Annotated in this window: 8 protein-coding genes; 6 read left to right on the forward strand and 2 right to left on the reverse strand. The window is 61.9% G+C overall.

Annotation, left to right across the window (positions count from 1 at the left end; translation table 11 throughout):
- Window positions 1-80: 80 nt before the first annotated feature.
- The 6 genes from ACILSO_RS26465 to ACILSO_RS26490 are packed head-to-tail and all read left to right on the forward strand — an operon-like array spanning window position 81 to window position 8,535.
- Window positions 81-3,131 (forward strand): DUF1592 domain-containing protein, encoded by a 3,051-nt coding sequence (locus tag ACILSO_RS26465; protein WP_395740491.1) that lies wholly within the window; start codon window positions 81-83, stop codon window positions 3,129-3,131.
- A gap of 18 nt (window positions 3,132-3,149) precedes the next feature.
- A complete protein-coding gene (locus ACILSO_RS26470; protein ID WP_395740492.1) occupies window positions 3,150-4,469 on the forward strand; it encodes a DUF1552 domain-containing protein in 1,320 nt (439 codons plus the stop codon).
- Between the two features lie 53 nt (window positions 4,470-4,522).
- On the forward strand, window positions 4,523-5,026 hold the full coding sequence (locus tag ACILSO_RS26475; protein WP_395740493.1) for an RNA polymerase sigma factor: 504 nt from the start codon (window positions 4,523-4,525) through the stop codon (window positions 5,024-5,026).
- Window positions 5,023-5,520 carry a hypothetical protein gene (locus ACILSO_RS26480; protein WP_395740494.1) on the forward strand — a complete coding sequence of 166 codons (498 nt, stop codon included), beginning with the start codon at window positions 5,023-5,025 and terminating at the stop codon, window positions 5,518-5,520. The genes ACILSO_RS26475 and ACILSO_RS26480 overlap by 4 nt, the downstream gene beginning before the upstream one ends.
- Complete coding sequence (locus ACILSO_RS26485) at window positions 5,474-7,030, forward strand: hypothetical protein (RefSeq protein ID WP_395740495.1); 1,557 nt, start codon at window positions 5,474-5,476, stop codon at window positions 7,028-7,030. The genes ACILSO_RS26480 and ACILSO_RS26485 overlap by 47 nt, the downstream gene beginning before the upstream one ends.
- Window positions 7,027-8,535 (forward strand): hypothetical protein, encoded by a 1,509-nt coding sequence (locus ACILSO_RS26490; protein ID WP_395740496.1) that lies wholly within the window; start codon window positions 7,027-7,029, stop codon window positions 8,533-8,535. The genes ACILSO_RS26485 and ACILSO_RS26490 overlap by 4 nt, the downstream gene beginning before the upstream one ends.
- A 3-nt stretch (window positions 8,536-8,538) precedes the next feature.
- Here ACILSO_RS26490 and ACILSO_RS26495 read toward each other — a convergent pair whose 3' ends face one another.
- Window positions 8,539-11,526 carry a PSD1 and planctomycete cytochrome C domain-containing protein gene (locus tag ACILSO_RS26495; RefSeq protein ID WP_395740497.1) on the reverse strand — a complete coding sequence of 996 codons (2,988 nt, stop codon included), beginning with the start codon at window positions 11,524-11,526 and terminating at the stop codon, window positions 8,539-8,541.
- A gap of 83 nt (window positions 11,527-11,609) precedes the next feature.
- Complete coding sequence (locus ACILSO_RS26500) at window positions 11,610-13,067, reverse strand: serine/threonine protein kinase (RefSeq protein WP_395740498.1); 1,458 nt, start codon at window positions 13,065-13,067, stop codon at window positions 11,610-11,612.
- Between the last annotated feature and the right edge of the window lie 87 nt (window positions 13,068-13,154).

Raw genomic sequence — 13,154 nt, forward strand, 5'->3', positions numbered from 1 at the left:
CATAGCACAAGAAAGCGCAAAAAAGGAGCGAAAGCTGCTGATTAAAAGGAGGCGGAGCCCCGTATCACTGGTACCCCCTCATGTTTTTGAATTCACGCCATCTTGCTTTGGCCGGCTTTGTCGTCGGCGCGTTTCCGCTTTCCGCCGCTCCGGCGTGGAAGGACGCTGAAGTCGTCCTGAAGTCCAAATGCTACGAGTGCCACAACCCGAAAAAGGCGAAAGGGGAGGTGGATTTGCAGCAGTTCGCGGCGGATCCGCAGATCGGCAAGCATTTCGAAGTGTGGCTGAAGGTGAAGGATACCATCGAAAACGGCGACATGCCGCCGCCGAAGGCGCACCAGATGAGCGACACGGAGCACCAGGCCCTGCTGGGCTGGGTGAATGGGGAGCTCGATGCTCTGGCCGCCGCGCAGTCGGGAGATCCCGGCCCTGTGACCATGCGGCGGCTGACCAATGCCGAATATGACTACACAGTGCGCGATCTGACCGGACACGACTACGGCTTTGCCAAAGAATTCCAGACCGATGGCGGCGGTGGCGAGGGCTTCAGCAATACTGGCGATGTGCTCTTCATGAGCCCCGCGGCGCTGGACAAATATTTCGGTGCTGCGCGCAAGGTGGCCGAGCATGCCACCATCATGCCGGGCACGGGCATTGTGTTTAACACGCAGCGCATCGGCCTGCGCGGGCCGGAGCAGGTGAAGGCGCAGGCGCAGCAGGCGCTGTATGTGTGGTACCAGCAGAAGTCCGGGCCGCATCTGCCGAAGGATTTCGACGACATGCGCGAGGCGGACTACATGGTGGCCTGCTGGAAGCACAAGCACTTCAAGACTCCGCTGGAACAGCTCGCCAAGGAGGGGGGCTTGCAGCTGCCTTTCCTGCAGAACTGGAACAAGCTGGTGAACGCCACGGAACCCAAGTCACGTTTCCTGGATCTGACCCGTGTGGCCTGGCGTGAACTGGCGGGACCCGATGCCGCAAAGCCCGGGCAGGTGCCGCAGTCGGTGACCGAGGGTGCCAAGGCCATCCAGGCCCAGCTCCTTTCCTGGAACAATCCCAAGAAACCCGGCAGCGGTGTGCAGCGCCAGCAGCAGGATGCGGACGGCATCCGCGCCTACCACATGATGCTCGATGTGAAGGGGCAGAAGAAGGTGCATCTTTGCATCGGCGATGACGGCGACGGCAACAAGGGAGACATCGCCCTCATCACGAAGCTCGACATCAAGACGACCAAGGGGCAGCACCTCCTTTACATGGACTGGCTGAACAAGCAGATCGGTGAAGATCAGAAAGCTCTCGGTGCCACGCCGCCACCCGCCAATGCGGAACCACTGAAGCAGCGCATTGCCGAACTGGAGAAAGTGAAAAGCGCCTTCGGCAAACACCCGCAGGGCCGGCAGATCGAACCGGGTGTGCTGGCGATCGCGGCGCCGCTCGTATTCACGCTGCCGCTTCCGGAAACGGTCACCTCCATCCATGCCGAGGCGCGGCTGGATTTGCAGAATCCGGACATCAATGACGGGACCATCCAGTGGAAGCTCACCGCAGGCCAGCCGCCGGATGTCAGCAAGATCATGCCCGGCTTCCTCACCGTCTGGAAAACGCAGACGGATGCCGCACGCAACACCATGCGGGATTTCAGCGTCATGAAGCAGGCCTTCCCGGACATGTATGAACGCCGGCTGGAGGAGGTGGCCAGCAATCTCTATCGCCGGAATCCGGGCATCACAGTTTACTACTTCAGCGACGAGCAGCTGGGGCAGCTCCTCGGACCCAAGGACCGCGACTACCTCGCGGCGATGAAGAAGGACTTTGGCTACACCGCCAATCCAAATCTCAATCCGCAGCAGCAGAAAGAGTTCGACGCCGCCATGATCGGTCATCTGCGATACTTTGCCGGCCGTGCCTGGCGTCGTCCGATCACGCCGGAAGAGGGCCAGAAGCTTGATGCGCTTTACTATGAAGGCCGGAAGAAGGAGCTCGATCGTGAGTCTGCGGCGCGCGAGGTCGTTGTACGCGTGCTTGTCTCGCCTTATTTTCTTTTCAAGGCCGAGACGCTGCCTCTGGCGAACGCGGCACCTGCAGGGGACGTGAAGCTCAATGCCTTTGAGCTTGCCTCACGCCTCAGCTATTTCATCTGGGCCTCCCAGCCGGACGGTGAGCTGCGCAAAGCGGCTGAAGACGGCAGCCTCCTCAAGCCTGAAGTGCTCGCGGCGCACACCAGGCGCATGCTGGCCGATCCCAAGGCCGGCGCGCTTGCCAAAGAATTCGCCGGGCAGTGGCTCAAGTTCGCCGGCTTTGATGAGAAGAGCACGGTGGATGAAAAGAAGTATCCAGAGTTCACCACCGAGATCCGCAACGACATGCAGCGTGAGACGACGGAGTTTTTCACCCACCTGGTGCGTGATGACCGCAATGTGGGTGACATCATTGGGGGTGATTATTCCTACCTGAACGAGCGTCTTGCCAAGTTTTATGGCGTTCCCGGCGTGACCGGCGGTGACTTCCGCGAGGTGAAAGTGGCGCAGCAAAACCGCGGCGGTCTGCTCGGCATGGGGGCAGTCTTGACGAAGACCTCGCGCCCGAACCGCACCAGCCCGGTGGTTCGTGGTGACTATCTCTACCAGGTGGTGCTGGGGTTCAGCTCGCCACCTCCGCCGCCGAACGTTCCCAAGCTGCCGGACAGCGCCGTGAAGCCCGCCTCGCTGCGCGAAGCTCTCATGGTCCACCGCACGGATGCCGCCTGCGCGGTCTGCCATGAGCGAATCGATCCGCTGGGTTTCGCGCTCGAAAGTTTCGACCCCATCGGCCGCTTCCGCACCGCGGACGAAACCGGTGGCAAGATCGACGACACCGGGGAGCTGAAAGACGGCACCAAATTCCAGGGGCTTGCCGGTTTGCGCGACTACCTGAAAAAGAACGAAGCCAATTTCAACGCCCAGTTCTGCCGCAAGCTCCTCGGCTACGCGCTGGGCCGCCAGACGATGCCGAGCGACAAGGCCCTGCTGGCCAAGATGCAGGCCACGCTGAGGCAGAACGCCGGCAAGTTTTCCGCCGCTGTGCTCGAAGTCGTGAACAGCCGCCAGTTTTTGAATCGCCGCAGTGAGGCGGTGATGGCCTCCAATCAGTAACCTTCTGCTATAACCTCTATGAATCTTTCCCGTCGTAAATTTCTCCGTGGCACCGGCATTGCCCTTGGCCTGCCGTGGTTTGAATCGATCAGCTCTTTTGGCGCTGAGTCGGTGAAAAACAACACTGCGCCGCGGCGGCTCGCGGTGTGCTTTACGGGCAATGGCGTCAATCCGCACCACTGGGGTGCGACACAGGGCGCTGCGGGCATGGAGTTCATGAAGACGCTGTCGCCACTGGAGCCGCTGAAGAAGCACGTGAGCGTGTTCAAGGGGCTGTGGAATCCCACCACGGTGGAAGGCGAGGGCGGGCACTACCCGAAGATGAACGTGCTCTGCGGCCTCAAGGTTAAGAAGACCACGACGGATGTCGAGGTGGGCACCACGATGGATCAGCTTGTGGCTGCGCAGACGGGCAAGTTCACTCCTATGCCCTGCGTGGTGCTTGGCACGGAACGGCCGAGCTACAGCACGGACTCCGGTTTCACCTCCATCTACTCTGCGTATATCTCCTGGAGCACGCCGACGACTCCTGCACCAAAAGAGATCTTCCCGCAGCAGGCCTTTGACCAGCTCTTTGACGACGGCAGCAAGCGCAAGCGCGACAAGAGCATCCTCGACCTGGTGATGGAAGACGCCGGTGCGCTGAAGCCCAAGCTCAGCCAGCGCGACAAGCAGAAGCTGGATGAATACCTGACCTCTGTGCGCGAGATCGAGCAGCGCGTGGAGCTGGCGGAAAAGATCAGCAAGGCGGAAACCAATGGCGCTGGCTGGCAGCCCACGGTGAAGGTGCCCACCCTCGCGCGTCCCGGGGCGGGCATTCCCACCAGCAGCGAGGACCACCTGCGCCTCATGTTCGACATCATGCTTCTGGCCTTCCAGATGGACCGCACCCGCGTGGCCACGTTCATGATGAACAACGACCTCTCCAACATGCGCTTCCCCAGCCTGGAAGGCATCAGCGGCGGCATCCATGAGCTGTCCCACCACGCCAATGACGAACATCGCCTAGACATGTACCAGCGCGTGAACCAGCACCAGGTGAAGCTCTGGGGCGAGTTCCTCACCAAGATGCAGGCCACCAATGAAGGCGAGCGCACCCTGCTGGAAAACAGCATGATCATGCTGACTAGCAGCCTGTTTGACGGCAATGCGCATGACTCGCGCCAGCTCCCCGTCGTCCTCGCCGGCAACGGTGGCGGCACCATCCAGGGCGGTCGCTTCCATGATTTGAGCGCTGATCCGAACCGGAAGATGTGCCGCCTGCACATCGCCCTGATGGATCGCATGGGACTGCACGTGGGGCATTTCGGCGATGCGGAGAATGCTCTGGCGATTTGAAGTAAATAAATAAAATCGCCAAGCCCGTGCGTCGTTTGCCAGACTGACCACGGATGCCGCCTTCTGAAGAAACTCTCACCCGCCTCCATGCTGACCACGCGGTCAGCGTGTATCGCTTTGCGTGGTCGGTGACGAAGGACGAGTGCCTGGCGCAGGAGGTGGTGCAGGAGCTGTTTCTCAAGCTGGCGCGGGATGCGGGAGTTATCTCGGCGGCGCAGTCAGAGCGAGCGGTGATTTTTACGCTCGCGCGAAATCTGGCGCTGGATGCCCTGCGGCGGCGTTCCTCGCGGGAGGATACGATGCAGCGCTTTGCCGATGAACTGCCCGGCTGGTTCGTGCCGTCTGCGGATGCCGAGGCGGAGGAAACTCGAACTCAGATCACCGCGGCGCTGGCGGCTTTGCCTGAGGAACAGCGCAGCGTGATTCACCTGCATGTGTGGGAGGAGCTGGGCTTTCGGGAGATCGGTGAACTGCTGGGCCTGCCAACCCAGACGGTGGCGAGCCGTTACCGCTATGGATTGGAAAAACTGCGTGCGCAAAAACACACCCTGGTATGAAAAAAGACATCGAAGCCACCCTCCGCGCCCAGAGCTGGCGCGATCCGCCGCCGGAGTTTCTGGAGAGCGTTTTGCATACGGCGCTAGAGGAGTCGCGGCAGCGGTCCGGGGCTTTGCGAGAGCCTGGGGACGGTCGAAAGCTCCAGAGGGCTGGAGCATTGACTCGCTCTGCTCGCCCTTCGGGCAACCTTCGGTTGTCTATCTTCGCTACGCTCCGGTTCCAGGACGCTGTCGCGCATAAGAAGACACCGCGTGTGCTGGCCCTGTTCACTTTCATCCCGCGCCCGCTGCGGCTGCCGCTGGCGGCATGCTGGATGCTGGCGTTCTTCTTTCGGGCGACGACGCCTGAGGCGATTCCGCAATCCACGCTGGACAGTTACGCGAAGCTGCCGCCGCTGACGCCCGCGCAGCTTCTGGCAAATCTCAAACAAATCGAAAAGCTTGCCGATGAACTCCTCCACCCCCAGCACCATGGAGCCATCCCGCCTCTCTAGTGTCCGCATCTTTCGATGGGTGGCGCGGCTGGTGTGGAACCGGCGTGTGGGCTGGACGTTGGTCTGCCTCGTCTCGCTGCTCACTTTGTATTACCAATGGGAGAACAGACGCAGCGCGCTTGAGCTGAAAGCGGCCCATGCGCGAATGGTGGAGCGAATTGGCACCGACAACTGGGTGGCCTTTGCCGCGCCAGGAGTGCCGGATGAGCAAAATCTCTTCGCGCTGCCGGTCGTGGAGCAGTGGCTGCATCGTGACAAGGAGCGCGTGCGCTACGTCATCCCGCAGGGGGTGTTTTTGCCGCCTGGTTTTGTGAAGCCCAAAGTGATCGAAAACGAAGTGGGCAAGAGCTCACGTGTGGATTTCGCCGGGTGGGCTGCAGGACGAGATTTGAAGGGAGAGAAACCTGCTGTGGTCATGAACCGCGAGCTTGGCGATGGAAACGGCCTGCTGACGCAGCTTGCCGCAGGGCTTTCGCGATCCTTCTCGGCATGGAAGCCGGCGCAACGGGAGACCTACAGCGAAGCGGGAGCGAATCCCTATGTGGCAGCACAGCCGCATGTGAGCAATATAAACAAGGCCGTGGACGATCTGGGCCTGCATCTGCGTGCAGCCGCAGCTGCGGGCGATGTTGAGAAGACACGCAGCACGGCGCTCATTTTGCTGCGGCTGTTTCCGGAGTCTGCCACCTCGCATTCCTGGCTGGTGGGTTCACTGGTCAGCACGGCGGTGCATGGGATCGCCTTTGAGGCATTGCAGGATGCCCTGGGGCATCCATCGTGGGACGAAGGGGGCCTGCGCGCGCTGCAACTTCAGCTTGGCAAGATCAATGATCTGGAGGTGATGGAGCGCGGCATGAGCATCGAGGTGCTGACCGGCTTCAGCTTCGGCCTTTATCTGCGCGAAACCTGCCGCAAAGGATGGGCTGCCACGGAAGAAATGCGCTTCACCAGTGATGATGACACCTGGCTCAAGTCTGTGTTCGGCATCGGGACGCGCTGCTGCTACCTTTATGGTCCCACCGGCTGGCATGACGCAAACACAGCCTTCTTTGCGGAGACCTACCTCGACATGCTCGGGCCAAAGAGCGAGCTGGCATGGCTGGATGGCAGGGCGCGCGGCGTGGCGCTTAAAAAACGGCGCGATGAGGAATACCGCCACCTCGACTGGAACATGCGGCGCAAGATCGGGGCGATTTCGCTGCCGAATGTTGGCAACTTGTTTGATGCTGCTGCCGAGGTTCTCTTTCGTCGGCGCTGTCTCATCATCGCCTGCGAACTGGAGAAGCACCGGATGAAGCATGGGGCGTTTCCTTCTTCGCTCGATGGGATGAAGGACGAACTCCGGCCCTTTGCTGTGAATGATCCTGCTCGTCCGAAACAGCTGCCGAGCTACCGCCTTGAGAAGGAGGGCTACGTGCTTTGGTCTCCCGGACCTGATGGGCGGGATGATGGCGGGCAGGCCGAGCAAGACTTTGTGTGGCGCATGAAATTCAATCCTGAACTCCCATGAACTCCTGGTATTCCATTCGATTTGCACGCTGGATTTGGTCGCTGGTTTGGAACCGGCGCACCGCGTGGATAATGGTCTGTCTGGTCTCGCTCATCACCCTTTACTATCAGTGGGAGAACTGGCGGAGCGCGCGTGAACTGGCGGTGGTGCGTCAGCGCATGGTGGAGCGGCTGGGCACGGATGATCCACTGACTCTGATGCTGCCCAAGGTGGCTGATGAGGACAATTATTTTGCCAATCCTGTGTTCGAAGCCTGGCTGCGTGTGACACAGCCGGAAAGGGGACAGATGAAATACACGCCTCCTTCAAACGCGCTGCTGCCTCCAGGCTTCATTCAGCCTGAGATTCTCGATTCCGCAGACGGGGAGATCGAAAGGCTCGATCTGGATGCGTGGATGAAGAAACGTGGAGGGCAGGGGAGCGAACCCGCTGCGACGGTGCTGGCCCGTGAACTGGGAGATGGCAACGGGCTGCTGCCAAAGCTGGCCGAAGGTCTGAACAAACCTCTCTCGGTCATCAAGCCAGGCCCACGCGAGGCGCTGGAAGCAGCAGGCGACAATCCATGGAATGCGGTGATCCCCAACTTCCATGGCCTGAACGATTTTCAGCGCCAGCTGGGCCTGCACCTGCGCAGCGCCGCGCTGGCCGGAGACACGGCGAAGACGGCGAGTACGGCGCTGATCATGCTGCGCATCAGCGAAGGCACGGCTCGCGGCGGCATGATCGGCTGCCTGGTGCCGCTGGCACTGCATGAGATCAGCTTTGATGCTTTGCATGAGGCGCTGAGTCATCCGGCGTGGACGCCGGAGTCGCTGGGCCGTCTGCAGGTGCGGCTGGGCCAGTTTGATGATCTGCAGCAGTACCAGTCGGCTCATGGGCAGGAGATTCTCGGCATGTTTTTCCAGCTCGCTTACTGGCGCAGTCACCGTGCCGAAATGGCAGCGCTTTTTACCTCCCGCTCCACACAGCCCTGGGTGTGGGACCGGCTGGTGGAGAACTTCTTCAATGGTGGCATGGTTCAAGGGCCGGTCGGCTGGCACGATGCCAATGTGGCGTTCTACGCTGACTGCATGCTTGAGCAGCTCGGTCCGGCGGGGTCTGAGGCCTGGCTGACGGCCGGGCCCCGATGTGAAGCGGTGCTCATGCGCAGCCGAGCGGCAAACTCGTGGCCCAATCCCCGGCGCCTGCTCGGTGCCATCGCCATTCCGAATGTGGGGAACATTTCAGAAACAGCAGCGAAGAACCTCTTCCGCCGCCGCTGTTTGATCATCGCCTGTGCTTTGGAAAAACATCGCCTGAAGAATGGCGGCTTTCCCACGTCGCTCGAGGCCGTGAAGGAGGATCTGAAACTCTACACGATCACTGATCCGGCACGCACGGGGATGCCGCTGGAGTATCGGCTTGAACCTGCTGGCTATCTTCTATGGTCTGCAGGACCGGATGCGAAAGATGATGGTGGAGCAACGGACAAGGACTGGCTGTGGCGCATGCAGTGGGCGCCTTGAAGTTCACTCTTTCGTGATCGTCTCATCCAGATTCAGCAGTACGCGGGCGACGAGGGTGTGGGAGTCGATGTCTCCGGGCTTGGGCTGGTGGCGCTTGAGCATGTCCACGAGCACGGCGGTTTCTTTGGCGGTGGGATGGCGACCGGTGCAGAGTTCGAAGCCGTGGGCGATGCGGGAGGCATCATCGGCGCCACCTTCCTTCCACATGCGCTCACCGAGGGCTTTGGCGGCGGCCATGCTGAGGGTCTCATTCAGCGTCATGAGAGCCTGCAGCGGGGTGTTGCTCTTGGAGCGGCGGATGCAGGAGCTTTCGCCATTGGGGACATCAAATGTGGTCAAAAACGGATAAGGTGTGCTGCGGCGGCGGAAGACGTAAACGCTGCGGCGGTACTGGTTGGCATCTTCATCGACCTTCCAGGGGAAGGGCGCGTAGCTGGCGGGCTTTTCAAACAGGTAGGCAGGCGCGGGCGGCATGACAGGGCGGCCGCCGATGGTGGGATTGAGCAGGCCGCTGGCAGCGAGCTGGATGTCCCGCACGACTTCTCCCTCCACACGGAAACGCGGACCGCGTGCGAGCAGGCGATTGTAGGGATCCTTTTCCAGCAGCTGAGGCGTGACCTTGCTGGACTGCTGATAGGTCTCGCTGCTGGTGATGAGGCGCAGCAGGTATTTGGTGCTCCAGCCGTGCTCCATGAAGTCCACGGCGAGCCAGTCGAGCAGTGCGGGGTGGCTGGGCAGGGCGCCCTGCGTGCCGAAGTCCTCGGCCGTCTCGACCAAACCGGTGCCAAACATGGCCTGCCAGACGCGGTTCACATAAGCACGCGCGGTGGTGGGAGATTTTTTGTCCGCCAGCCATTTGGCGAAGGTGAGGCGAGAGCCATCGGCATCCTTGGGCAGCGGATTGTTCAGGAAGGCGGGCACGCCGGCGGTCACCTGATTGTCGGGCTTGAGGAAATCGCCGCGCTTGAGCACGGAGGTCATGCGCGGCTCGGCGCGGCTGTCGAGCACGAGCGTGGTGGTGCCTTCGGGGTGCTGCTTCCAGGCAGACTCGATCTCGTCATTGATGAGCTTCCAATCCGCAACGGTGGTGCGGAAGGCGGAGAACTCGGGCTTTCTGCCGTAGAGCGGATCGGCCTCGGCATTCGGAGCGTCGGTGACGCTGATGCGGTAGCGGCCGAGGTTCATGGTCTGCAGGTCGTCGCTGTTCCAGCCGCCGTGCTTCATGCTGAGGGTCACGGTGAGTGTGCTGTCGGCTTTGAGCTCGACGGGTTTTTCCAAAACGAAGACGGCATTGCGCGGCACATTGCGACGTCCGGGTCCGGCATTGATGCCCCAGGCGGTGGTGGCCTTGCCATCGATGGCATAGGCGATGGGGCCGGTGACGCGCTTGTCCTTGTCCACTTCCTTGTCGCGTGCGTAGGCGGCGAGCGGTGTGTCCTCCGCCTCGCCAAAATCGGCGGTGGCTTTGACGAATTTGAGCTTGGTGGGCTTGCCGTCGATGTTCATTTCGGCGCTGAACTCCGTGAGCGCCGCCGTGCCTTTCTGCGAACGGCCGGGGCCGTAGGCGGGGAGGTTGGGGTCGTTCATGAGTTCCAGGCGGAAGGCGGAGATGGTGCGGGGTGCGACGGCTGCGGCATCGTGAAAACCTTTCACCTCGAACTTCACATCGCTCTTGGTCGGGGCGTAGCCTTGGGCGAGGATGCTGCCATCGGGCTGGCGAAGGGCTTTTTCACCGCCGGAGGGATCGTCCTCAAAATGGAGGGTGTGCCACTGCGGCTGCGCGGCTTTGACGGAAGCCACCCAGGCCTGCATGCGCTTCTGCCAGTCGGGGTTGTCGTGCTTCAGCTTGGCTTCGAGCTCGGCGCTGCGGGCAAGGATTTGCGTGCGCTGCATCTGCTCGGGAGCGGTGTAAACGACGCGCCAGGGTTCGTTGTCGTTGTTCAGGAAGGCGAACATGCGGTAGTACTCTTCCTGGGAAATGGGGTCGTACTTGTGATTGTGGCACTGCGTGCAGCCGATGGTGAGACCGAGGATGCTTTTGCCGATGGTCTCCATGTGGTCGAACATGGCCTCCATGCGGAACTGCTCGGGATCGACACCGCCTTCTTCATTGATCATGGTGTTGCGCAGAAATCCGGTGGCGACGATCTGATCCTGCGTGGCCTTGGGCAGTTGATCTCCCGCGAGCTGCTGGATGATGAACTGATCGTAAGGCAGGTCGCGATTGTAGGCGCTGATGACCCAGTCGCGGTAGAACCAGATGAAGCGCATGGGGTCTTTCTCGTAGCCGTTGCTGTCGGCGTAATGCGCGGCATCCAGCCAGTGGCGTGCCCAGCGCTCGCCGTAGTGCTGGCTGGCGAGCAGATTTGCGGTCAGATGCTGGATGCTTGATGCGGGATCGCGCTTGTACTCGATGATGAAGGGGGCGATTTCCTCCGGACGTGGAGGCAGGCCGGTGAGGTCGAGGTGGAGGCGGCGCAGAAGAGTTTCAGGAGATGCGGGTGCCGAGGGCTGCAGGCCATCTTTGGCCAGGCGCTCGCGGATGAAGGCGTCGATGGGATGCTTCGCGGTGGTGGGAACTGGAGGACGAACAGGGGACTTGAAGGCCCAGTGGTCGGTTTTCTTCTCGATGTTTGCACTGGCGCTGTCTGGCCAGACGGCACCGGCATTGATCCATTCTTTCAGTCTGGCGATTTCATCGGTGCTGAGCGGATCACCTTTGCGCGGCATGCGCATTTTGGGATTGGTGCCGAGCACGGCGTGCATGAGGCGGCTGTCATCTGCTTTGCCAGGGACGATGGCGATGCCGAAGTCGCCGCCTTTGAGGGCGCTGGGTTTGTGGTCCAGGCGGAAGGCGGCCTCCTGCTTGTGCGGGCCGTGGCACTTGTAGCAGTGGCTGCTGAAGATGGGCTGGATGTCCTGGACGAAATCGACCGCTGCGGCAGCAGGTGTGGCGAGGAGGAGCAGGAGAAGGGCAGGAGAGCGTTTCACTAGGTCAGGAGTACGCTGCGGGCGCATGCGAAATCAGCGCCCAGTGCATGGAGAATGCTGTCAGCCGCAAACCGGGAGAGAGGCTATTGACTGCTGCCAGCAGTCGCGGTCACAGGAGCGGCGGCGGGTGCAGCGGGGGCTGTGGTGGCGGGAGCGGGCTCTTTGGCGGGTGCCTGATCGGCAGCGGCGATGGGTTTGGCGGGGCTGGTCGTTTTGGTAGCGCTAGCAGTGGCAGCCGCTGCGGGTTGCTCAGAGACAGGGGGCCTCAGGGAATACCAGGCAAAAAAGCCGATGACGACGACGGCGACCAGATTGAGTGCGATGGCTACGGCCACGCGGCTGTTGAAAGGTTTTTTCGGGGCCTGAGCCGGAATGGCTTTGGCCACCGGGGTGGCCGTGGACGAGACGGCCACAGCTACGGCGACAGGCACTGCGGCAACGGCCGCGACAGGAACCGCCGGCACCGCATTCGCCACTGCAGGTCTGCCCAAACGTGCGGTGGACTGCGGAGCGGCCGGCCGCGCGGGAGTCTGAGGGCCCGGGACCACGGCGGCCACGAGGGGGGCTGTGTGCACTCCGGGTGCGGGGACAGCCATGACAGGTGTGGCCTGCACGACGGGAGGTGCCATGGCAGCTACGAGGGGTGCGGTGTAGGCACCCGGTGGCATGGCAGCCACCAGCGGAGTGGTTTGTGATCCCGGTGCCATCACTGGCGCATGCTGCGGCATGTAGGCGTAGCCGGCGTGCATGCTGAGCATCAGCATGTCCAGCGCCTGGGCCACGGCCTGCGGACGCATGTGCGGCATGGGATTGAGCAGCCAGCCCAGCCAGTCGCGCAGCGGTGGATCGATGTCCGGCCGCAGGTGGTGGAGCATCATGCCAGCATTGAAGGTGTGCCAGTCGCGCAGGATTTCCTCCACCTCGGTGGCCTGGGTGGGAGAGCTGTTGGTGGCCAGGCAAAAGAGGCTGCCTGCGGCGGTGAAAAGATCGCTCTGCGTCGTGGGCGGATGCCCGGCATGGAGTTCCGGAGCGCGAAACCACAGCGTCTCCTGGGGGTGGACCTGCCGGGCGAGAGAGAGGCCCCAGTCCTGCACCTGGAGAAACAGGCCGCCGCCGGGGTGGTCGGCAATGATGAGATTGCTCGGCTTGGGATCTCCATGCGGCTGGCGCAGGTGCTCGCCCACCATCAGGGCGTGCATGAGCTGCATGGCCAGAGCGCGGAGGTCGTGGGGCGTGGGCTGGCGCTCGGCGGCAAAGGTGCGGGCGCTTATGCCCGGCATGAATTCAGACACGATGGCAAACTCCTCCTCCTCGGGCAGGAGGGCGATGAGTCCGGCGATCTGCGGATGCCGCATCTGCATGAGCGCGGGGGCCAGCTGCTGAAGACGCTCGCGGTCCAGCGGGTGGGCGGTCTCGTGATCCGGAAGCAGGGCTTTGATGAGCACCTTGCGGCCGGTCATCGTTTCCACTCCGCGATACACTTTGGCCGAAGGCCCGGCTGCGATGATCTTTTCCGGCTGAAAGGGGTCGTCGGGATGCATTTTTAGCGAAGATTTGTACGAGCATGGCAAAAATGAGGGGTGGAAGGCAAGAGAAGATTGGCGCACTTGCAGGATGCCGCATCTGCC

The organism is Prosthecobacter sp., assembly GCF_044226605.1.
GTDB lineage: Bacteria > Verrucomicrobiota > Verrucomicrobiia > Verrucomicrobiales > Verrucomicrobiaceae > Prosthecobacter.